Here is a 20,000-nt window from a genome sequence, read left to right as displayed (position 1 = left end):
AGTCAGATCAGTTGGCGCTTTCGTCGTCTTAACCCTTGGGCTAAGCATCACCGCCTGCCAGCAGAGCGCTACGCCGTCCGCTCCTCCAGGCGCAGCTTCCTCAGACGGCACCATCACGCCTCTGGAACTTGGCAAGCAGTCCACCACACTCAAAGCTCAGGCGCTTCCGCCCAGGTCTTTCGGTGTCCTGATTTCTACTGACAATAATTTTCAGGGACAGAGCTTTGGGGCAATTCCAGGCATCTACAACTTTGGCGGCGCTCTTGCCGGAACGATCAGCAGCTTCAAGGTGGGGATGGGTTATTACGTCAGGTTCTGCACGGGTCTGAATCTCTCGGGTGCCTGCTACACGTATAATCCAGGCGATGCCGCCGCGCTGCCCGCCAACCTCAACGATAAATTCATGAGCGTTGAGGTGCTGGTGGACCGCAACAACAAGCCCCAGGCCGTGACCGTATTTGAAGCCTGGAAGTACGGTGGAAATTCGAGGTCTCTGGTGCCTGGAACCTACAATTTCCCCTTCGAGGGTGTGGGAGGCAACAGCATCAGCAGTCTGAAAGTCGTTGCGGGCTTCCAGGCCAGATTCTGCGAGGGAAGTTACCTTGAGGGGAATTGCTACACCTATGGTCCCGGCGACTACGACTGGGTCGGGGACGCGAGAAACGACAAGTTTAACAGCGTCGAGATCACGCCCGCCCCCCCCGCCGCTGTGGTCTATGAAGCCTGGCAGTTTGGCGGCAGCGCACAGGCATTCGGCGTGGGGGCGTGGACAACGACACCATCAGCAGCCTGCAAGTGGCCGCTGGCTACCAGATCAAAGCCTGCGAGAACCTGAATCTGGGCGGCAACTGCGTGACCTACATTCCGGGCGATTACGGCTGGGGAGGCGACGCAGCCAATGACAAATTCAGCAGCGTGCAGATCACGACCTACGCCTCGGGTTCGGGGAGCGCCAACCGCGCGAATCAGGGCGAATGGAGCGCGGTGGTGCCGTGGCCGCTGATTCCCATTCAGGCCGCCCTGAACCCCGACGGGCAACTCATGACCTGGAGCAGCGTGACCGACGACCGCGCCGAGGCGTGGTATGCCGACGTGAGCAAGCAGATTCAGACGCGGGTAGACCTGTGGAATCCGGCCAGCAACCTGCACCGCTGGATCGACGAGAAACTGGGCAACGACATCTTCTGCTCGGGCTTTACCCACGCCGCCGACGGCAGCCTGATCGTCGTGGGCGGAAGCATCCGCGAAGGCGAGGGCATCCAGGCCAGCTTCGCATACAACTTCGTAACCAGCGCCTGGAAAAAACTGGCGAACCTGACCCAGAAACGCTGGTACTCCAGCGCCACCGCACTGGCCAGCGGCGAGGTGCTGGCACTCGGCACCTTCAGCGACTTGCCCGAGGTGTTCAACGGCACGGGCTGGCGGCAACTGACCAATGCCCGGAACGGCAACTACAACACTTTTTTTCCCTGGACCCAGTCTGCACCCAACGGCAAGGTCTTCTACGCCGGACCCAACTCTCAACTCAGCTACCTGGACACCGCTGGGGCGGGCAACATTACCGTCACCGGACAACGCGACGGGATCGACCGCTATTACGGCAGCTACGCCACCTACGATACGGGCAAGATCCTGACAGCAGGGGGCAGCAACCTGGTGCCCGGAAGCAATCAGAACGCCAGCACTACCGCCAGCGTCATCAACCTGAACGGCCCAGTCCCGCAGGTCAGCTCCACGGAGAGCATGAAGAATAAACGGACCTACCATACCCTGACCATTCTGTCGGACGGTCAGGTTCTGGCCACCGGGGGCACCACCAGCACCGCAGCCTACGATGCCAATGCGGGCGTGTACGCTGCCGAACTGTGGAACCCGGGCAGTCAGAAGTGGTCTACCCTGGCTTCACAAAAGGTCACCCGCCAGTACCACAGCTTCGCGCTGCTGCTCCCCGATGGCCGCGTGGCCTCAGGCGGCGGTGGCTACTGCTGTGATAGCAAGGCTGCGCCGCTCAGGGCCAACAATCCCATCAACAAACCCAACGTGGAATTCTTCAGCCCACCGTACCTGTTCGACGCCCAGGGCAATCCCGCCCGCCGTCCGGCCATCAACTCGGCCCCAGAGCAGATCAGCTACAACCAGGGCTTTAACGTGGCCCTGGGCAGTCTGGGTGACAGCGCCCAGATCAGCAAGCTGCACCTGATCCGCCTGGGCAGCGTGACCCACGGCGTCAACATGGAACAGCGCCTGACGCCCCTGCGTTTTAACCAGTCCGGCAACACCCTGAACGCCAACATCACCCCGCCCGGCTACTACATGCTGATCGCGGTCAACGATAAGGGTGTGCCCAGCGTGGCCCGGATGATCAAAGTCGGTCAGGCATCCTGGACCGCCCGGAGTATCCGGGAGAAACTCCAGAGCGACGAGGCCAGCATCCCCCATGAACATGACGGTGCGGACGCGGATCACGATCACGCCGCTCAGGCCCAGACTGCCGATCACGATCACGCGGACCAGGACCACGGCGCGGGCGAACTGGCCGTCAAGCACACGCACAACGAATAATACGGACTCCGATTAGAGGGTGTTGAAAACACGTAATCCGAGCGGACTTGCAAAGCTGCGGAGCAGAGCGAGAAGGAGAAAAACGGATGTCGGACGTGGAGTGCAGGAATCGGAACAGCGCCGATTCCTGCCGCGTTACAAACGGAATCCGTATAAGAATCTGCAAACTGACGTGCGCCTCCCGAGGTCATCCGGGGAGGCGCATTTTTTTATTCCTGAGCAATGGTTCAGGGCGTTCATTGAAAACCCTGGTTGCGAAGGCACTTCTTCGCGGTCCTCCTGCCCCAGCCTCAGCGCGGCGGCGCACCCGGCAGATCGACGGCCTGCACGGATACCGGTTCCCCAAAACGGGGGTACTTGCTGCCCAGGCTGGGTTTGCCGCGCCCGCACAGCACCGTGATTTTCGGCTGGCCGCCCCCCCTGATCTCGGCCAGCGCCAGTCGGCCCGTCTCGTAGGCCCCCATGTCGATGTACAGGTGACGGCCCAGCCGGGCGGGCACCGGGACCGGGGTATGGCCGTGAACGCTGTACACCACGCCGTCGGGCATGGGAAACGGTCCCTCAAAGGGACGCAGCCACAGCGCCGCCGTCATGGCATCCGGGTACTGCTGGTGGCGCACCGGGGGCGAGGCATGGGCGATCAGCACGCTGGGCGTGGCGGGGGGCTGGTCATGAACCGCGCCGTCCTCGGTGACATAGACCACCCGGCCCAGGTCCTGCAAGTACTCCTCAAGCAGAGGCGGGAACTGCTCCAGTGTCAGGCCACCCAGTTCGCTGCGGACCGTCTCGCCCCCCGCCCGCATCCACGAGCGGAAGCCCTCGATGGCGCGGCGGTAATCGCCCATGTCGTGGGTGCCCAGATACTGCCGGTACCAGCGCAGGCCCGAGGCCGCCATCAACTCGTGGTTGCCCATCAGCAGGGTGGCGCGGCCCTCCTTTTTCAGGGCCAGCAGTTTTTCCACCACCTTCATGCTGCGCGGTCCCCGGTCAATCGCGTCGCCCAGACTCACGAAATACGCCTCCGGGTACTGGGCCAGGGCGGCGTCCAGCAGGTCCGGTCTGCCGTGCAGATCCGGGATCACCACCACCTGACGGGTCATAACGGTTCTCCCTCCTCTTCACCAGAGCTGTTTTCGTCCGTGAAGTCCAGCAGCGTCTGCTTGCTGCGTTCGCGCAGAAGCCGCGCGCCATCCGGGTCCGGCGTGAAGGTCACGGTGCTGCCCGCCCCGCCCATTTGCACGCCCACCCGGTACGCCGCGCCGTCCGCAGCAGCGGGCAGCCACTCGGCGGGCAGTTGGAAGGTGCGGCCCCGCGTGTCTTCCACATCGGCCAGACCCGCGTCCTCGTCCAGCACATCGATTACCAGCAGTTGTTCGGCGTTCACGCTCATCTGGGGCAGTCTAGCGCCCGTATTCCTACAGTTCGCTGACCTGCATCCTTCGGGGGACGCCCTGCCCCCAGCAGGGGGGGTAGGCTACGCGGCATGTCTGCCTCCCGCCCCCGTGGCCCCCATCTGACCCGCCGCCGTGTGCTGCGCGGGCTGGCGGGCACTGGCCTGGGCGTGGCGGCGCTGGGCGGCATGGGCGCGGCGCAGGCGTACCAGTTCGGCGTGACGCAGCACACCTGCGCGCTGCCGGGCCTGACGCGGCCCCTGCGGGTGGCCTTTCTGACCGATCTGCATTTCGGGCTGTTCATCTACGGCGGCAGCGTGCGCGCCTGGGTGGACGCCACCAACGCCGCGCGCCCGGACCTGATCGTGCTGGGCGGCGATCAGATGGACTACCGCGCCGACGAGGCCCCTGCCGCCCTGCTGAGCGAATTAAAGCGCCTGAGGGCCACGCTGGGCGTGTACGGCGTGTGGGGCAACCACGATTACGGCAGCTTCGGCAAGTATTACAGCCCGCACTACGGCCCGCGTCGCCCCGACTGGCCCGAGCGCCGCGAGGCCCTGCGCGCCGCCTACGCCGAGGTGGGCGTGACCATTCTGAGAAACGAGGGCCGCGCCGTGCGGGATGACCTGTATCTGGCCGGGGTGGACGACCTGTGGGAGGGAGAGGTGGACCTGGGCGTGGCCCTGGCTGGAAAGCCTCCGGCGGGGGGAACTCTGCTGATCAGCCACAACCCCGATCTGCTGCCGGACCTGCCCCCTGGCCTGGGACTGGTCCTGAGCGGTCACACCCACGGCGGTCAGATTCGGTTGCCACTGATCGGCGCTCCGGTGGTGCCCAGCAAATACGGGCAGCGGTACGCGATGGGCTGGGTCACTGGGGCGCACGACACGCCCGGTTATGTCAGCCGGGGCCTGGGCCTCAGCGGCGTACCCCTGCGGAACCTGTGCGAGCCGGAGATAGCGGTGTTCAATTTGATACCGGGCTGATTATGGTGCGGCGAGCTTCCGCTTTACTAAAAAAAGTGCTTTAATCCGTATATGACCTCCAATCCAGATACGATCACCCCCGCCGTCCTGATGCCCCGCCAGCACGTTCCGGCGCTGGACGTGCCGCTGGTGTCGGGTGGACGCTACACGCTGGGCCAGAACCCCGGCGAGAACTTCGATCTGATCGTGTTCTACCGTGGCCTGCACTGCCCGATCTGCGCCAAGTATCTGCTGGAGCTGGAGCGGCTGGCCGACAGGTATGCGGAGCGCGGCGTGCGAATCGTCGCCATCAGCAGCGATACCGAGGACCGCGCCCGCAAGATGGCCGAGAAGGTGGGAGGCAAGGGAATCGAGTTCGGCTACGGCCTGGGCCTGGACACCGCGCGGCAGTGGGGCCTGTTCATCAGTGCCTCGCGCGGCACCACCTCGATTGGCCTCGAGGAACCGGCGCTGTTCAGCGAACCCGGCGTGTTTCTGGTGCGCCCGGACGGTACGCTGTTCTACGGCTCGGTGCAGACCATGCCCTTTGCCCGCCCCCCCTTCGACGATCTGCTGGGCGCAGTGGGCTTCGCGCTGGACAAGAATTACCCGGCGCGTGGGGAGTACGGGGGGGCAGTTTAAGACCACTTGAGCTGAGGCCGTTGAGGTTGAAAAGACGGTGGAGAGGACTGAAAACGTTTCCTCTCCACCGCCCTGTCTATGTCTGTACCAATTGTCTGGCTTCAGCTCTCCGTGAACGCCCCCAAAGCCCGGAAGCGCGCCGCCCGGCCCTTCTTCAACTGTTGCGGCGACTGCGCCATCAACTCGGCCAGATGGCGTCCCACCGCCTCACCCACGGCGGCGGCGGCCTCGTCCACGTTCAGGTGCGCGCCGCCTGTAGGTTCAGGGATCACCTCTTCCACGATGCCCAGCTCCAGCAGATCGGGGGCCGTGAGCTTGAGGGCCTCGGCGGCCAGCGGGGCCTTGCTGGCGTCCTTCCAGATGATGCTGGCCGCGCCTTCCGGGGAGATCACGCTGTACCATGCGTTTTCCTGGATCAGCACGCGGTTGCCCACCGCCACGGCCAGCGCGCCGCCGCTGCCGCCCTCGCCGATCACGGCGCAGACCACCGGCACACGCAGGTTCAGCATCCGGCGGATGCTCTCGGCAATCGCCCAGCCCTGGCCGCGTTCCTCGGCTTCCAGGCCCGGATACGCGCCCTGGGTGTCCACCAGCGCCACCACCGGCAGGCCAAATTTCTCGGCCAGATCCATCAGGCGCACGGCCTTGCGGTAGCCTTCCGGGTTGGCGCTGCCGAAACGGCGCTTGATCTTGGTCTTGGTATCGCGGCCCTTTTGCTGAAGCAGCAGCATCACGGGCACACCCATCCAGTGGGCGGGGCCACCGATTAAGGCTGGATCATCGCCAAAACGGCGGTCCCCGTGCAACTCGGTGAAGCCGGTACACAGGCGATCCACGTAATCCAGCGCGGTGGGCCTGCCGGGGGCGCGGGCCAGTTGCACCCGCTCCCAGCGGCTGGGCGGTCCACTGGCCTCGCGCAGCCGCTGCACTTCCAGCTTCAGCGGCGAGATGGAGGAATCCAGGTTCTGCCCGGTGCGCTGGGCGGTGGCCTCCAGATCGCGCACGCGGGCTTCCAGCTCACGCAGGGCCTCGGGGCTGCCGGTCATGCGCTGGCCTCGTGGCGGGTCAGCAGTCCCAGCAGATTCGCCAGATACGGGCGCTGTTCGCGGCGGTCCACCACAGCGTCCACCATGCCGTGGTCCAGCAGGAATTCGGCCCGCTGAAAGCCCTCGGGCAGGCTCTGGCGGATGGTCTGCTGGATCACGCGCGGCCCGGCGAAGCCGATCAGTGCCCCCGGCTCGGCCACGATCACGTCGGCGATGGTGGCGAAACTGGCGGTCACGCCCCCAGTGGTGGGGTCCGACAGGATGCTGACATAGGGCAGGCCCGCCTCGGCCAGGGTTTCCAGGGCCACGGTGGTTTTCGCCATCTGCATCAGGGACAGGGCGCTTTCCTGCATCCTGGCCCCGCCGCTGGCGGTCACGATGATCAGCGGCGTGCCGTGACTGGCTGCGTATTCGGCGGCGCGGGAAATTTCCTCGCCCACCACGCTGCCCATGCTGCCGCCACTGAAGGCGAAGTCCATGACTGCCAGTGTTACGGGCAGGTTCAAGATGGTGCCACTGCCCGTCAGGATCGCGTCGGGGCGGCCCGTCTTGGCCTGGGCGCGTTTCAGGCGGTCCGTGTACGCCTCGGTATCGTGAAAGTTCAGCGCGTCCACGGGATGCACCTTGCCAGACAAAGGCGTGAAACTGCCCTCGTCCAGCAGCACATCCACCCGCTGGGCCGCGCCCAGACGCAGGTGGTGGCCGCACTTGGGGCAGACATAGGCGTTCAGAAGTAAATCTCGGTTGTAAATGCTCTCCTTGCACTGAGGGCATTGAGTCCATAACTCTGGCACGTCCGCGCCCGTCTGTTGCTGCGGGCGGCGGCGGCGAAAAAATCGGTCAAGCGCCATGCGGTTCAGTCCTCCGGGAATCCATCTCTGGACGCATTCTAGCGGCGTGGCCGCCGAACAAATGCACCGGGTTCAGCAAATGCCGGAGGGGCCAAACCGGGTCTGTGGAGAGGGAGCCTGAAACAACGATGCTCAAAGCTTCTTGTCCAGCCTGACCTCGCCCAGTCGGGCCTGTGTAGCCGGAGCGTCGCCCAGTTTAGTTTTGAGGTAATCGTCCAGTTGCGCCAGTTGCAGGTTCATGTCCTGCTGCAAGCCGTCGATCCGCGCGTTCACGGCCCGCAGCTCGCTACTGGTTTCACCTGTGCCCAGCGCATTCATCCGGGTATCGAGGTGGCTCCGCAGTTCGGCAAAGCGGCTGCCTTCCTGGCTGTCCAGGCTAACCCGCAACGTTTCCATATCGCGCAGCAGCTTGGCCGTGTCGGCCTGGGCACGCAGATTGCTGATGCCCGCCCAGAAGTAGAACAGCAGCGCGGCAAAGATGGCCGTGAGCAGCATGATCAGGCCGATAGGCGCGGTGACGTACTGGATGAAGCCCAGATTCATGGGCTGCAAGGCCATCAGCGAGCCGAAATTCAGCACCGCAAAGATGAGCAGGAGGACGAGACCGGCGATCAGGACAATTGTCCGCATAGAGGGAAGCTTAACACCCGGTCCGGGCCGCGCGGGGTGGGGGGCTTTGCAAGACTTTTACACTTCTCTCTGATCTCAGGGCTGTCTGGTCTCAGGTCGAGCCGGTCCTCCGTTCCAGCCCCGGCAAATGTCACGGTTCTCACCCTGGACTCCGGGGTATCCTGTGGGCCTATGTCCCTTGTCGTGTTGGTTACCCTTCCCCCCGAACGGGCGCACGACATGGCCCGCACGCTGGTCGCCGAGCATCTGGCCGGCTGCGTCAATATTCTGCCCGGCATCCAGAGCGTGTACCGCTGGCAGGGCGACGTGGCCGAGGACCCCGAGAGCATGCTGCTCATCAAGACCAGCGGCGAGAAATACCCCGAACTGGAGGCCCGGATCAAGTCCCTGCACCCCTACGAGGTGCCCGAGATCATCGCCCTGCAATATGACCGTGCCCTGCCCGAATTTCAGAGCTGGCTGCGTGACGCCCTGAATCCGTAAGGGAGCGGGAAACGCCCCGGACTGTATGGAAGGACCTAAAAAGCCCCACCCGCGTTGCTGCGAGTCGGGGCTTTCCGTGTCCTTCAGGCCGGGTCTGAAATGCTCAGCCTGCCTGTCCCGGCGTCGTGACTTCCACGGCTGTCAGGGTTTCCGTGACGCGGTAGGTATGCTGCACGCCTTTCGGGACGCAGTAGCTGTCGCCCTCGGACAGCGAGATGGTCTGCCCGTCCAGTTTCAATTCCACCTTGCCGCTGATGACGTAGCCCAGGGTCTCGTAATCATTGGCGTGGGGCTGCTTGCCCTCGGTGTCGCTGGGGGCTTCGTTGTGCCACAGGCGCATGCTGCCCTGCTGTCCGGCCACCAGATGGTGCTGGCCGTCCTGGCCGTGCTTTGTTCCGTCACGGCTGACTTTGTACTGCTGGCTGTCGCTGTTCTGGGTCATGGTCTCACTGTCGCCCCTGCCCCGGCGCGCGGCGTGATGGGGGGTTAAGTGGGCCTTCACCGGGACTTCGGAGGGCCTTTATCTGGAGGCTGGCGTTGATCCGGCAGAATGCGGTTCGTCTGCGTCTGGTCTGGCCTGGGCGAGCGTTTCCTGCAACGGGGCGAAGAAGCGTCGCACCTCGGCATTGGCGCCCGGATGGTCCAGCACGAGGGCCAGCAGACGGCGGGCCTCGGCGGGTTGGTCCTGCTGGTGGGCGCAGGCTGCCAGGCCGCCCAGCAGTTCGGCATGCAGCGAGGGCGCGTCCTGCTCCTGAACCAGTTTCCCGGCTTCCAGATAGTGGGCACGCGCCGTCTCCACGCGCCCGCACAGGCGCTCGGCGTGGCCCAGATTCAGCAGAATATTGGCAATTTCCCAGACCTGGGCGGCGTCCTGCGCTTCCCGCAGCAGTTCCCGGCCCAGCCGGACGCTGTTCTCGCCCTCGCCGCGCAGCAGCCACACCCAGGCCAGACCCATGCGGTTCAGGATCTGGCCCTCGCGATCACCGTGGTCCCCGTGCAGCCGCAGGGCCTCGCGCAGGCAGACGTCGGCGGCTTCCAGCCTGCGGTCCTCGGTGTCGATCAGGGCGGCAGTGTTCAGCAGCAAGGCGCGGATCAGGGGTTCGCGGTCCGGTCCCAGAACCTCCAGCGCGCGGGTGTTCAGGCAGCGGGCCTGTGGCAACTGGTCCAGATAGATCAGGCTGCGGGCCTGTCCGCCCAGCGCCAGGGCCAGCAGTTCGGGAGCGCGGCGGGACGCGCGGCTGCGGGTCAGCAGGGTCTGGGCCTGCCGAAAAGTTTCTTGGGCCGCCACGTACTCGCTGCGGCGGTGCAGCACACGGCCCTGCACCAGCAGGGCACTGGCCTGCTGCCGGGCCGCGAGGCGCGAATCGGCCTGCACGGCGGCGGTCAGGGCGCTGGCCGACCCGTACTCGCCCAGATGCTGAAGCACCCGGGCCAGCGCCAGCCGCACCCCGGCAAGCTGGGCAGCAGACAGGGCGGAACTGTCCAGCACAGGAGGCCGTTCGGAAGTCTGGTCGGCAGGGCCACTGGACCGCAGCACCTGCTCCAGATCGGCGCGGGCGTCCAGAAAATAGGTGCGGGAGATGCGGTAGGGATTCAGGGCCACCACGGCGTTCACCAGCGCGGCCTCCAGGCCAGAGCGCGGCAGCCCGCGCCGCAGCAGACCGGTCAGCAAGGAGCGCAGCGAGATATAAGCGGTGTCCAGCCGGGCCAGCCACTCACGGTACTGGGCCGGGGCAGGCGGGGTGAGAACGCGGCCCAGCTCGGCCAGGGCGCGGCGACGGCCCAGCCGCAGAAAGGCAGAGGGCGCGGGTTGCTCTGTACCCTGCCCACTTGGACCCTGCCCACCTGAAGCCGGTCCGACTTCTCCCATTCCCTCCAGCTCCAGCCCCCCCGACAGGCGGTAGAGGCCCTGCCCGACGGGCACCAGATAGCCGTGCTGAGACAGCCCCGCGAGCATCAGCGGCGAGGCCCCGCTGACCGCCTGCGCCCACGGCAGGCTGAACACGTCGCTGAACAGCCCCAGCGTGGCCAGCGCACAGCGTTCTGCTACGCCCAGCGGCAGGCCACCCGTTGACCCGGCGTGAGCAGGTGATCGGTCAAGCAGCCCTTCCAGCAGGCCCCCGGACAGATCGATGCTCAGCACCCGCAGCACGTCCTGAAACCGCGCCGGATCGCCCCTGACCCAATCGACAGCGCGGTCAGCCAGCGCCGCCGCCAGATCGGGGGCGCGTGAGCGCAGCGCCTTGCGGACCACTTCCGGCTCCAGCGGAGGCAATGCCATCACCTGCTCACCGCGCAGACCCAGCGCGTGGGGCGCGGTGATGATCATGCGGGTGTCCGGCGCAAAACTGAGGAGCTGCTCCAGGGCGGCGCTGCCCACGCCCGGCGGCAGATCGTCCAGCAGCAGCAGCGTGGGCCGCCGGGCCAGCAGACGGCCCACGCTTTGCAGCCCGCCCAGGTCCGCCGGCTGTCCCAGCAGGGTCTGGGCCAGCCGACTCAGCAGTTCCTCCGTGCAGCCTATGCCGGCCAATGAAACCGCCCACGCCCCCCCGGAAGCCTGCGAGGCGCATTCCATCAGCAGTTGTTCGGCCAGCCGGGTGCGGCCCCGCCCCGCCGGTCCCGTCAACACGACGAACGGGCCGCGCCGCAGGGCATTCACCGCCGTCTGGAACAGCGCGGGGTGGCCCCACAGATACGAGCGGTCATGGTGCGTGGGCCGGTTCAGGTGCCGCGCCGCACTCCACTGCCAGTCGCCCCCTGCCTCCGGGGCCGCCAGTCGCGCCGGGTCCACCAGCCGCACGGGGTCTACCAGCCGCACAGGGTCCTCATGGCGCAGCCGGGCTTCCAGCAGCAGCGCCCCCAGCCAGCGCCCGACTTCGGCTGGAGCGCCCCCGGAGCGGCGGGCCAGCCAGGTCTGGACCGGACCGGCCAGCGGCGCGCCGCACAGCAGGCCGCCCATCACGCCCACCGCGCCTTCCGACAGGGGCGGCAGCCGGATAACCCGCCGGTCCGCCCCATCTGCCAGAACCGTGGAAGGAGGTTCTGGAGACGGGACGGCACTGCCCAGCACACACACGCGGGCGGCGGCCCGCAATGGGCCGATGGCTTCCAGGGTATGCGGATCGAAGTCCTCGGGGCAGTCCAGCAGCAGCGCCAGTGGCCGGTCCAGGGGGGGCAGCATGTCCGGCAGCCGCCACGGCCTTTCCGCATCCAGCGCTGCACCGTTCAAGTCTGCGCCGCTCAGCTCATGGTCCAGGGCGCTGCCCGCAGGACCGTTGACGGGATCGCCGTCCAGGGTGGCCGTCGCCCACGCCCCGTACTGCCTGAGCCGCCGCCCCCGGTCCCCCTGAATTCGCAGCGTTTGGTAGCCCAGCAGCCGCGCCGCCCGCTCCGCCACCCGCAGAAAGGCGCTCAGGCCGCCGCCAGGGCCAGCGCGGACCTCCACCACGGTCTGCGCCACCGGTCCCTCGTGCGCGCTGGTCAGCGCCGCCTGCAAACGGGTGGTCAGGCGTCCCAGCGCCTCGTCGCGCTCCAGCAGACGCTGGTGGTGGTCGCCCTGACCGGGGGCATCGTCATCACCCACCAGACGGCCCCGGCCCCGCCGCTTGGCCGCGTACAGCCGCCGGTCCACCCCGGCCAGCACACGCTGGGGCGTACTCCGGGGCGGAATGCCGATCACCCCGGCGCTGAGTCGCAATGGGGGCCGCAAAGTGGGCTGCAACGGCTCTCCGGGCCGCGCCGCCAGCGCTGTCATTGACGCACTGGCCCAGCCCGCCAGTTCAGCGGCGTCCACCGGGGCCAGCACCGCGAACTCGTCTCCGCCCAGCCGGTACGCCTGCCAGCCGGGATGCAGGCGGTCCCGCAGGATGTCGGCCACCGCCCGGATCGCCGCGTCGCCCGCCGGGTGGCCCAGGGTGTCGTTGATCAGCTTGAGATAGTCCAGATCGCACAGCAGCAGACTGCCCCGGCCTGCCGCGCACAGCTCCTGAAGGTGGCCCATAAAGGCCAGACGCGTCGGCAATCCGGTCAGATCGTCCCCGCCCTGCGTCACGGCGGGCGGCAAACCAGACCACACGTCCTGGCCGCCTGTTTCACTCATGAGAAGACGAACGCGGTCCCAGCCCACCGGGCACAGGAGCGGTCAGGGTGGTGTGGTTCATAATGTTCTCAGTCTAGAGGACGCCGCCGCACTGGAACGTGACAGCCTTGCGGCATGAAGAGGCGCGGGGCGGATGACCTGCCAGATTCGCCGTACCAGCGCATAGAAAAACCCCCAGTTACGGTGCCTCTGCCTCCCGGACCGGACGGGTCTGCCACGCCAGATACGCCGCGTAGACGTTGACCAGCGCGGCGGCCAGATGCCACAACGGCAGCTCGCCGCCCACTGCCCAGGCCAGCGCCGACGCGGCAGCCAGGGCGTTCAGGCCCACGCCCACGCGATAGGTCAGGCCCTCGTGCGGGGTGTCGTACATCGGGGTGCGGGCGTGCGGATCGTGCATGGACGTGATCGCCTCGGCGTAACGGATCAGGGTCAGGATGCCGAAGACCAGCAGCAGCCCGGCCAGCAGCATCACCGCCAGCCCCAGGTAGCGGCTGACATGCTCGTAATCCAGCGCGCCCAGCGTGAAATGGGCCAGCGAACCCAGCACGCTGACCAGCGCCAGCCCCAGCGTCCGGGGGGTGCTGTAGTTGGGAGGATCGCCAAGGGCAGGCATAACGCGGTCCCCAGCTTGCCGCCTGCGCCCATGCGGGGGATGAGCGCGGGGCGGGGAAAAACGTTATACGTGGCGCAACCCCCTCCTAGCCGACATTGGACCAGACTCTCATGATTTACCGCGTGCAGCACGGCCTTTTTGCCCTCTAGCAGTGGCATACCCCGGAGGCGTACACTACGAGATCATGCCTGAACGGCTGCCCCCCTCTCTGGGCGGGTGGCCTTCGCGGCCTGACGGGGAGGTGAGGACACATGGGAACCAAGGAGGACGTTCGTTCGCGGCTGAACATCGCGGAAGTCGTCGGTGAATATGTGCGCCTGACCCCCGCCGGGAAAGGCCGCATGAAGGGGCTGTGTCCATTCCACAACGAGAAAAGCCCCAGCTTTCAGGTGGACACCGATCAGGGCTATTTCTACTGCTTCGGCTGCAAGGCGGGCGGCGACGTGTTCAGCTTCGTGCAGCGCAGCGAGAGCCTGAGCTTTGGGGATGCGTTACGCAAGCTGGCCGAGCGCGTGGGCATTCAGGTGGAGGCCAAGTACGGCGAGCGCAGCAGCCGCGACCTGTACGACGTGAACGCCTTCGCCCTGGCCTACTTCCGCGAACACCTGCCGGGGCCTGCGCTGGACTACTTCCGGCGGCGCGGCCTGACCGACGAGACGATTTCCGCCTTCGAGCTGGGGTATGCCCCCGACGGCTGGGACGGCCTGCTGAAGCACGCCCGCGTCAAGGGCTTAAACGAGCGCCAGTTGCTGGAAGCGGGCCTGCTGACCGAGAACGCCGAGAACGGGCGCGTCTATGACCGCTTCCGGGGCCGCGTGATGTTCCCTATCCGTGACCATCTGGGCCGTCTGGTGGGCTTCGGCGGGCGCGTGCTGGACGACAGCAAGCCCAAATATCTGAACACGCCCGAGACCGACGCCTTCCGCAAGGGCGAGGTGCTGTACGGGCTGGACAAGGCGCGCACGGGGCTGGGGAAGTCCGAGAACGGCGACTCTGAGCTGATCGTGGTGGAAGGCTACATGGACGTGATCACCATGCAGCAGCACGGCTTCACGGGCGCAGTCGCCAGCCTGGGGACCGCCCTGACCGCCGAACACGCCACGTTGCTGGAACGGCTGGGCGCACGCAGCATCTCGCTGATGTTCGATCACGACGAGGCGGGTCTCAAGGCCATGCTCAAGGGGCTGGATCAGGTGCTGGGCGCGAAGTTTCGGGTGCGGGCCACCTCTGTTCCCAGTGGCAAGGACCCCGCCGACGCGCTGCTGGCCGGGGACGACGCGGGCATCCGCAAAGCGCTGGCCGACGGCGTGGACGAGGTGCAGTACCGCGTGCAGGCCGCCATCGAGACCCACGGCACCGCCACCGCCGAGGGCAAACGCAAGATTCTGATGGAGTTGCTGCCCCGCATGCAGAACCTCGATCCGCTGGACGAGATCGCCGAGGGCGTGCGCACCGCCGCCTGCGAGACGCTGGGCATCAAGCCCGAGGCATTGATGGAGTGGATCGGCAGCAAGGCCAAGCGGCGCACCCTGACCGACACCCATCTGGCGGGCATGAGCGCCGGGCGCGGCGAGGAAGAGAACGAGATGAAGCTGCTGCGGCAACTGCTGATCGATCCCAGCCTGCTGGCAAAACTGGACGGCAGCGTGCCGTGGCGTAACGAATCGGTGCGCAAGGTGATGCTGGCGGTGCAGGGCGCAGCCAGTTCCGACGCCATTCTGGACGTGTTCCGGGGCCAGCCCGAGGAACAACTGCTGATCCGCCTGCTGTTCGAGGGCCGCGATTCCGGCAGCATCTCCCGGCACGGCAGCGAGCAGTACGATCAGAAGGTCAACGCCTACGCCGCCGCCGCCGTGGACGACATTCAGGTGACCCTGAGCATCGACGCCATGCGCGCCGAGATCGGCCTGCTGAAAAAGCAGGTGGGCGGGGCCGCCCCTGCTGAGCAACTGGACATGCTCAAGCAGATCGGGGAACTCCAGCGCGCCGTGGAAGCCGAGAACCGGGGACGGCGGGGCATCGCGTAGAGCAGAGGACCAACCGCTGAGCGGTCACGAAAAGTAATTCTCTTCGGTCCTCAAGCAAGACACAGGCGGACGGCCCTATCGCTCCAATTCTCTCCCAGAGATCAGAAAATCCCCCTCCCAGATCCGAGAGGGGGATAAATTTTTCTGGCGCTTCGCTTACTTGCGGTCCTGCAACTTCACGTAATGCGCGTCCTTCTCGCCGGTATACACGCTGCTGGGGCGCAGCAGGCTATTTTCTTTGCTGTACTCGATCACGCTGGCGCACCAGCCGCTGATGCGGGCAAGGGCAAAGATCGGGGTGAAGAACTCCTTCTTGATGCCCAGGTCGCTGTACACCGTGCCGCTGTAGAAATCGACGTTGGGGTAGATGCCCTTGTCGCCCAGACGGTCCACCACGGTCTTTTCGATGGTTTCGAGAACCTGGTAGTAGTTGCTCTTGCCTTCCTTGCTCGCCACATGCTCGGCGTAGTCGCGCAGCACGCGGCTGCGGGGATCGAAGTTCTTGTAGACGCGGTGGCCCACGCCCATGATCTTTTCCTTGTTGTCCAGCTTCTTGCTGATGTACGCCTCGGCCTTATCAGGCGTGCCGACCTCGTCCAGCATGTCCATCACGGCCTCGTTCGCGCCGCCGTGCAGCGGTCCCTTGAGCGCGCCGATGGCCGAGGTGATGCACGAGTACATGTCGCTGAGGGTGCTGGAGGTGGCAATCGCCGTGAAGGTGCTGGCGTTCATGCCGTGATCGACGTGCAGCACCAGGGCTATGTCGAACAGGCGCGACTGCTCGGAGGTGGGTTCGGTGCCGGTCAGCATGTACAGGAAGTTGCCCGCGTGCGTCAGGTCCATGCGCGGCGCGACGGCGTCGTGGCCCTCCTGCGTGCGGCTGATGGCGGCGATGATCGTGCTGAACTGAGCGATCATGCGGATGGTGATGGCCCGCTGGGCTTCGGGGGTGATGTCCTCGGACTGCGGGTCCAGCAGGCCCAGGTAGGACACGGCGGTCCGCAGGGCCTGCATGGGGTTGATGCCGCGCGGCATGTCCTGGATGACCTGCTGAAGCTGCTGCGGAATGGCGCGGTTTTCCTTGAGGTGGGCGTCGAACTGCGCCAGTTCCGTGGCGGTGGGCAGCTTGCCTTCCAGCAGTGCCAGCGACAGTTCCTCGAAGGTGCTGTTCTCGGCCCATTCCTGAATCGGAATGCCCAGGTGCAGCAAAATGCCTTCCTCGCCGTTGATGAACGTCAGCTTGCTCTCGGTGAATTTAACGCCTGCCAGGCCCTTGGCGATTTCAGTCATGATAGCCGAGGATAGCACCGCCGCCTCAAGCGGTCAGATATGCGTCACGTTCCCGCCGGGGTAACAACCTTCATGTCGGGCGCTGCGTCGGCCCTACAATGCCCGGCGATGACCGCCCCCGCTCAAGTCGTTCTGACCCTGGACACCGCCACCCCCTACCTAACCCTGGCCCTGCGCTGGGAGGGAGGAGAAGTGGCGTCCTCCAGAGAAGTGGGCCGGGCGCACGCCGAGGAATTGCCCGCCGCCACGCGCCAGTTGTTTGCGGAGGCGGGCCTGCCCTTTCGCGCCGATCTGATCGTCATCGGCACTGGCCCCGGCTCCTATACCGGCGTGCGGGTGGGGGCCAGTTACGCGCTGGGGCTGGGACGCGTCTGGGGCGCGGCGGTGCGCGGAGTCCCCACCCTGGAAGGTCTGGTCAGAGGTGAAAACGCTCAGGCCGTCTCGCTGGACGCCCGCAAGGGCAACGTCTACGGCGCGGTCTATGAGGTCAGGAACGGGGCGGTGGAAAGTGTTCGCCACGCCCCGCAGAAATTCAGTCTGGAGGACTTTCAGGCGCTGATCGGCCCGCTGCCCCACCAGCAGGACCTCGCGCCCGATGGTTTAGCATTGCTGGAAGCGGGGCTGAGGCATGGGCAGAAGGAATGGGCGCTGGCCTACCTGTAGCGCAGCTCTATTGCAGACCCACCAGTCCCTCGCTCAGCGTCCACAGCCGCGCCGCACTCTCTGAATCGCGGGCATAGGGCTTGTGGCCGAACATCGGGTCCGGGTTCTGCGGGTCCAGCGGCGTGCTTTCCTGAAGGTCTTCGAGGAACAGCCCACCCACGCCTTCCAGTTGCGGCGAGGTGGCGGCCCAGACAGTGGTGGACGCGCCTTCTTCCGTGGTTTTGAACACGGCATTCAGCTTGCCCGACTCGTCCTGCCAGCCCATCGCACGCTGTTCCTCCACCGGGACAAACTTCTGCAATCCGGTCATGATGCCGCCGGGGTGGACGGCGTTGGCGGTCACGCCCTGCGCGCCGTACTTCTGCGTCAGGCCCACGGCGAACAGGGCATTGGCGGTCTTGCTCTGGCCGTAGGCGTCCCAGCGGTCATAGGGGCGGCTTTCAAAGTTGATGTCGTCCCAGACGATATCGCTGCGGCGGTGGCCACTGCTGCTCAGGGCCACCACGCGGGACGGCGCGGCGGCCAGCAGGGCGGGCATCAGCAACCCGGTTAGCAGGAAGTGGCCCAGGTGGTTGGTGCCGAACTGCGTCTCGAAGCCGTCCGGGGTCTGGCCCTGCGGCGTCGCCATGATGCCCGCGTTGTTGATCAGCATATGGATTGCGGGGGCCGCCGCCAGAATCCGCGCCGCCCCCTCGCGCACCTGGGCCAGCGAGGCGAGGTCCAGCTCGATGACCTGGGCATTCTGATTCCCTGTCGATTCACGGAGTTCGGCAGCGATCTTCTCGCCCTTCTCCGTGTCCCGAACAGCCAGGATCACCGACGCCCCCGCCGACAGCAGTGCGCGGGCCGTCTCGACGCCGATGCCGGAAGATGCGCCAGTAATCACGGCGGTCTTCCCGGTCAGGTTGATCCCCTGAACGACTTCGAGGGCGGTGGCACGCGGCGCGAGTGGACTGGCAATGGTGGTCATGGATCCGAGCTTACGCCTCCGGGATGTGGACAACGGCAAGCGGCCGACCCTCCAGTGCAGAAGGTGGCCGCTGCCTGAAGCGAAGAAATCAGCTCGTCGGCTGGCTGATTCCCTTCAGAGCCGTTTCATCCACACCCGTCTGCGCCCGCACGGCCAGATCGCCCAGGCTGACGATGCCCACCACCTTGCTGCCCTCGGTGACGGGCAGGCGGCGGAGCTGACGGTGAGACATCTCGCGGGCAGCTTCCTCCACCGTGGTATCGCCCGTCATGGTGAACACGTCCCCCGTGGCGTAATCGCTGGCCGGGGTGCCGAAATCGTGGCCGTAGGCGACGGCGCGCACCACGATGTCGCGGTCCGTGATGATTCCGGTCAGCATGTCGCCGTCCATGATCAGCACGTTGCCGATGCCCTGTTCCTTCATGTGGGTGGCGACTTCTTTAAGGGTGGCGCGGGTGTCCACGGTGGTCAGGTCCGGGGTCATGATGTCTTTCAAAGTGGTCATAGGGTCACCCTAGCCCGCCCGCGTTGGGGGGCCGTGGGGAGGCGCTAAAGAAATGGGAAAGGGAGAGGCGCGGCTGGCCTCTCCCCCATTCCTTAATCTGTTCCGCTCAGCGCATCAGCCAGTCGAAGGAGGTCTTGACCAGGATGTTGCGGCTGCCGGGGGTCAACCCTTCCAGGCCGAAGCCCATGTTGACGGTGCGGTAGCGGCCCGCGTCGTTGGCGACGATGGCCCCGGCGTTCTCTCCGGCGCTCTGGGCGCTGACCCGTCCACCACGCGCGGGCTGGCTGGCCTGCTGGCCGCTGTTGCCGAAGATCTGGCCCAGCGCGGTGCCGATGATCCTGCCCGCGATCTGCTCGACCAGACCGCGAGGGTCCTGCTGCTTCTGGGCGGCGCGGCTCCGGTTGGGATCGACTTTAATGCTCTGGGCGCTGATGGTTCCGGCGTTGGCATTGGCGCTGCCCCAGGAGGCGACGGTGGCGCTGCCGCCCAGATCGGCGATCACATCGGGGTAGACCTGATTCTGGGCGCTGCCCGCCGCGTTCAGGGTGAAGGCGGTATTGCCGAAGGCCCCGCTGGTCACGAACTTGGGCGTGCCGCTGCTGTCGGCCACCAGACGGGTCTTCAGGACACTGCGGTAAAAGTCGCTCTCACCGATGTCGTAGCCGATGTCCTGGCCAGTCACCAGCAGCCGTCCGCCGCCCGAGAGGTACTGGCGCAGGGTGTTCTGATCGCCGGAGGTGATGGTGTTCTGGTACTGCTCACCGCTGGCCCAGATCACGATGTCGGCCTTCTGCATCTCGCTCAGGGGAGGCGCGCCCTGAGACTGCACGTTCCACACGAACGCACCGCCGCTGGCCGCGTTGGACTTCAGCGCCTCGCGCAGCGCACCGGTCACGTCTGCGCCCACGCCCATGTCGTCATCGACGAGCAGCACGCGGGGCTTGCCCGCAGTGGGGGCCGGGGTGGGTTTGGGGGCTGGAGCTGGCGTAGGTGCGGGCGTCGGCTTGGGCGCAGGCACCGAAGCGCCCGGCACCGGCTTGATAAAGCAGCCCTTGAGCTTGCCGGGGGCAGGATCGCGGCCCCATTCGGCCACCGTGCAGTTGAAACCGTCCGTCCCGGTGCCCGTCGCGTACTGGCCCTCGGTGCCGAAGGCGGCGGCGCGCTGCCCGCTGAAGTTGCACTTCTGGCCTTCCAGCGCGCACAGATCGTAGCCCGCTGGGCCAGTGGGGGTCTTGTTGGCGGGCGGCGGCGTGGGGGTGG

At 66.3% G+C, this 20,000-nt stretch carries 18 protein-coding genes and 1 pseudogene (1 of these 19 running past the window's edge); 7 read left to right on the top strand and 12 right to left on the bottom strand.

Annotated elements, in window-relative coordinates:
* Both BOO71_RS11550 and BOO71_RS11545 read left to right on the top strand, forming a co-directional pair.
* Positions 1-835 carry the 3' portion of a hypothetical protein gene (locus tag BOO71_RS11550; RefSeq protein WP_139322910.1) on the top strand. Its footprint begins 17 nt before the window's first position, so only the last 835 of its 852 coding nucleotides appear in the window; its start codon lies off the left edge, out of view; its stop codon occupies positions 833-835.
* Positions 766-2,562: a galactose oxidase early set domain-containing protein gene (locus BOO71_RS11545; RefSeq protein ID WP_075832458.1), complete on the top strand. Its 1,797-nt coding sequence runs from the start codon at positions 766-768 to the stop codon at positions 2,560-2,562. Before BOO71_RS11550 ends, BOO71_RS11545 begins: the two co-directional genes overlap by 70 nt.
* Positions 2,563-2,852: 290 nt before the next feature.
* Here BOO71_RS11545 and BOO71_RS11540 read toward each other — a convergent pair whose 3' ends face one another.
* Together BOO71_RS11540 and BOO71_RS11535 are read right to left on the bottom strand one after the other, a co-directional pair.
* Positions 2,853-3,662 carry a metallophosphoesterase gene (locus tag BOO71_RS11540; protein WP_075832456.1) on the bottom strand — a complete coding sequence of 270 codons (810 nt, stop codon included), beginning with the start codon at positions 3,660-3,662 and terminating at the stop codon, positions 2,853-2,855.
* Positions 3,659-3,952 carry a hypothetical protein gene (locus BOO71_RS11535; protein WP_075832454.1) on the bottom strand — a complete coding sequence of 98 codons (294 nt, stop codon included), beginning with the start codon at positions 3,950-3,952 and terminating at the stop codon, positions 3,659-3,661. The genes BOO71_RS11540 and BOO71_RS11535 overlap by 4 nt, the downstream gene beginning before the upstream one ends.
* Before the next feature lie 93 nt (positions 3,953-4,045).
* Between BOO71_RS11535 and BOO71_RS11530 the strand changes: the two genes are divergently transcribed.
* Positions 4,046-4,939 (top strand): metallophosphoesterase, encoded by an 894-nt coding sequence (locus BOO71_RS11530; protein ID WP_075832452.1) that lies wholly within the window; start codon positions 4,046-4,048, stop codon positions 4,937-4,939.
* A 51-nt stretch (positions 4,940-4,990) separates the two neighbouring features.
* A complete protein-coding gene (locus BOO71_RS11525; RefSeq protein ID WP_075832450.1) occupies positions 4,991-5,560 on the top strand; it encodes a peroxiredoxin-like family protein in 570 nt (189 codons plus the stop codon).
* Between the two features lie 101 nt (positions 5,561-5,661).
* Here BOO71_RS11525 and BOO71_RS11520 read toward each other — a convergent pair whose 3' ends face one another.
* The 3 genes from BOO71_RS11520 to BOO71_RS11510 form a co-directional block, all read right to left on the bottom strand.
* The gene (locus tag BOO71_RS11520) at positions 5,662-6,606 is read right to left on the bottom strand and encodes an acetyl-CoA carboxylase carboxyltransferase subunit alpha (RefSeq protein WP_075832448.1); all 945 of its coding nucleotides are present in this window, start codon (positions 6,604-6,606) and stop codon (positions 5,662-5,664) included.
* Complete coding sequence (gene accD / locus BOO71_RS11515) at positions 6,603-7,457, bottom strand: acetyl-CoA carboxylase, carboxyltransferase subunit beta (RefSeq protein WP_075832446.1); 855 nt, start codon at positions 7,455-7,457, stop codon at positions 6,603-6,605. Before accD ends, BOO71_RS11520 begins: the two co-directional genes overlap by 4 nt.
* A 132-nt stretch (positions 7,458-7,589) precedes the next feature.
* Complete coding sequence (locus BOO71_RS11510; RefSeq protein ID WP_075832444.1) at positions 7,590-8,087, bottom strand: hypothetical protein; 498 nt, start codon at positions 8,085-8,087, stop codon at positions 7,590-7,592.
* Between the two features lie 171 nt (positions 8,088-8,258).
* Here BOO71_RS11510 and cutA point away from each other — a divergent pair, with 171 nt between their 5' ends.
* On the top strand, positions 8,259-8,570 hold the full coding sequence (cutA, locus tag BOO71_RS11505) for a divalent-cation tolerance protein CutA (protein WP_075832442.1): 312 nt from the start codon (positions 8,259-8,261) through the stop codon (positions 8,568-8,570).
* Positions 8,571-8,673: 103 nt separating this feature from the next.
* On the opposite strand, the gene BOO71_RS11500 is transcribed toward cutA, so the two are convergent.
* From BOO71_RS11500 to BOO71_RS11490, 3 genes are all read right to left on the bottom strand, one after another.
* On the bottom strand, positions 8,674-9,012 hold the full coding sequence (locus tag BOO71_RS11500; RefSeq protein WP_075832440.1) for a cupin domain-containing protein: 339 nt from the start codon (positions 9,010-9,012) through the stop codon (positions 8,674-8,676).
* 78 nt (positions 9,013-9,090) lie between these two features.
* Complete coding sequence (locus BOO71_RS28345; protein WP_075832438.1) at positions 9,091-12,669, bottom strand: diguanylate cyclase domain-containing protein; 3,579 nt, start codon at positions 12,667-12,669, stop codon at positions 9,091-9,093.
* Positions 12,670-12,847: 178 nt separating this feature from the next.
* Positions 12,848-13,285 (bottom strand): hypothetical protein, encoded by a 438-nt coding sequence (locus tag BOO71_RS11490; protein WP_075832436.1) that lies wholly within the window; start codon positions 13,283-13,285, stop codon positions 12,848-12,850.
* A gap of 251 nt (positions 13,286-13,536) precedes the next feature.
* On the opposite strand from BOO71_RS11490, the gene dnaG reads away from it, so the two are divergent.
* Positions 13,537-15,312, top strand: a complete 1,776-nt coding sequence (dnaG, locus tag BOO71_RS11485; protein WP_075832434.1) for a DNA primase — start codon at positions 13,537-13,539, stop codon at positions 15,310-15,312.
* Positions 15,313-15,468: 156 nt separating this feature from the next.
* Here dnaG and BOO71_RS11480 read toward each other — a convergent pair whose 3' ends face one another.
* Positions 15,469-16,602, bottom strand: coding sequence for a citrate/2-methylcitrate synthase (locus tag BOO71_RS11480; protein ID WP_075832432.1), 1,134 nt, complete (start codon positions 16,600-16,602; stop codon positions 15,469-15,471).
* A 108-nt stretch (positions 16,603-16,710) separates the two neighbouring features.
* Between BOO71_RS11480 and tsaB the strand changes: the two genes are divergently transcribed.
* Positions 16,711-17,265 carry a tRNA (adenosine(37)-N6)-threonylcarbamoyltransferase complex dimerization subunit type 1 TsaB gene (tsaB, locus tag BOO71_RS11475; RefSeq protein WP_075832429.1) on the top strand — a complete coding sequence of 185 codons (555 nt, stop codon included), beginning with the start codon at positions 16,711-16,713 and terminating at the stop codon, positions 17,263-17,265.
* 7 nt (positions 17,266-17,272) lie between these two features.
* Here tsaB and BOO71_RS11470 read toward each other — a convergent pair whose 3' ends face one another.
* The 3 genes and pseudogenes from BOO71_RS11470 to BOO71_RS11460 form a co-directional block, all read right to left on the bottom strand.
* Entirely contained in the window at positions 17,273-18,235 is a 963-nt protein-coding gene (locus tag BOO71_RS11470; RefSeq protein WP_075832427.1) for an oxidoreductase, read from the bottom strand.
* Positions 18,236-18,323: 88 nt separating this feature from the next.
* Positions 18,324-18,740, bottom strand: a complete 417-nt coding sequence (locus BOO71_RS11465) for a CBS domain-containing protein (RefSeq protein WP_075832424.1) — start codon at positions 18,738-18,740, stop codon at positions 18,324-18,326.
* Between the two features lie 106 nt (positions 18,741-18,846).
* Positions 18,847-20,000: pseudogene (locus BOO71_RS11460) on the bottom strand (peptidase S8); the annotation flags it as partial.

The organism is Deinococcus marmoris, from assembly GCF_001949125.1.
Lineage (GTDB): Bacteria > Deinococcota > Deinococci > Deinococcales > Deinococcaceae > Deinococcus > Deinococcus marmoris_A.
The sequence above is the reverse complement of the archived record's forward strand: the minus strand, read 5'-3'. Positions and strand labels throughout refer to the sequence as shown.

What these genes read in the sequence shown, in the direction of transcription:
- BOO71_RS11540 (WP_075832456.1), bottom strand. Translation starts at nt 3,662, where the DNA reads ATGACCCGTCAGGTGGTGGTGATCCCGGATCTGCACGGCAGACCGGAC.
- BOO71_RS11535 (WP_075832454.1), bottom strand. Translation starts at nt 3,952, where the DNA reads ATGAGCGTGAACGCCGAACAACTGCTGGTAATCGATGTGCTGGACGAG.
- BOO71_RS11530 (WP_075832452.1), top strand. Translation starts at nt 4,046, where the DNA reads ATGTCTGCCTCCCGCCCCCGTGGCCCCCATCTGACCCGCCGCCGTGTG.
- BOO71_RS11525 (WP_075832450.1), top strand. Translation starts at nt 4,991, where the DNA reads ATGACCTCCAATCCAGATACGATCACCCCCGCCGTCCTGATGCCCCGC.
- BOO71_RS11520 (WP_075832448.1), bottom strand. Translation starts at nt 6,606, where the DNA reads ATGACCGGCAGCCCCGAGGCCCTGCGTGAGCTGGAAGCCCGCGTGCGC.
- accD (WP_075832446.1), bottom strand. Translation starts at nt 7,457, where the DNA reads ATGGCGCTTGACCGATTTTTTCGCCGCCGCCGCCCGCAGCAACAGACG.
- BOO71_RS11510 (WP_075832444.1), bottom strand. Translation starts at nt 8,087, where the DNA reads ATGCGGACAATTGTCCTGATCGCCGGTCTCGTCCTCCTGCTCATCTTT.
- cutA (WP_075832442.1), top strand. Translation starts at nt 8,259, where the DNA reads ATGTCCCTTGTCGTGTTGGTTACCCTTCCCCCCGAACGGGCGCACGAC.
- BOO71_RS11500 (WP_075832440.1), bottom strand. Translation starts at nt 9,012, where the DNA reads ATGACCCAGAACAGCGACAGCCAGCAGTACAAAGTCAGCCGTGACGGA.
- BOO71_RS28345 (WP_075832438.1), bottom strand. Translation starts at nt 12,669, where the DNA reads ATGAGTGAAACAGGCGGCCAGGACGTGTGGTCTGGTTTGCCGCCCGCC.
- BOO71_RS11490 (WP_075832436.1), bottom strand. Translation starts at nt 13,285, where the DNA reads ATGCCTGCCCTTGGCGATCCTCCCAACTACAGCACCCCCCGGACGCTG.
- dnaG (WP_075832434.1), top strand. Translation starts at nt 13,537, where the DNA reads ATGGGAACCAAGGAGGACGTTCGTTCGCGGCTGAACATCGCGGAAGTC.
- BOO71_RS11480 (WP_075832432.1), bottom strand. Translation starts at nt 16,602, where the DNA reads ATGACTGAAATCGCCAAGGGCCTGGCAGGCGTTAAATTCACCGAGAGC.
- tsaB (WP_075832429.1), top strand. Translation starts at nt 16,711, where the DNA reads ATGACCGCCCCCGCTCAAGTCGTTCTGACCCTGGACACCGCCACCCCC.
- BOO71_RS11470 (WP_075832427.1), bottom strand. Translation starts at nt 18,235, where the DNA reads ATGACCACCATTGCCAGTCCACTCGCGCCGCGTGCCACCGCCCTCGAA.
- BOO71_RS11465 (WP_075832424.1), bottom strand. Translation starts at nt 18,740, where the DNA reads ATGACCACTTTGAAAGACATCATGACCCCGGACCTGACCACCGTGGAC.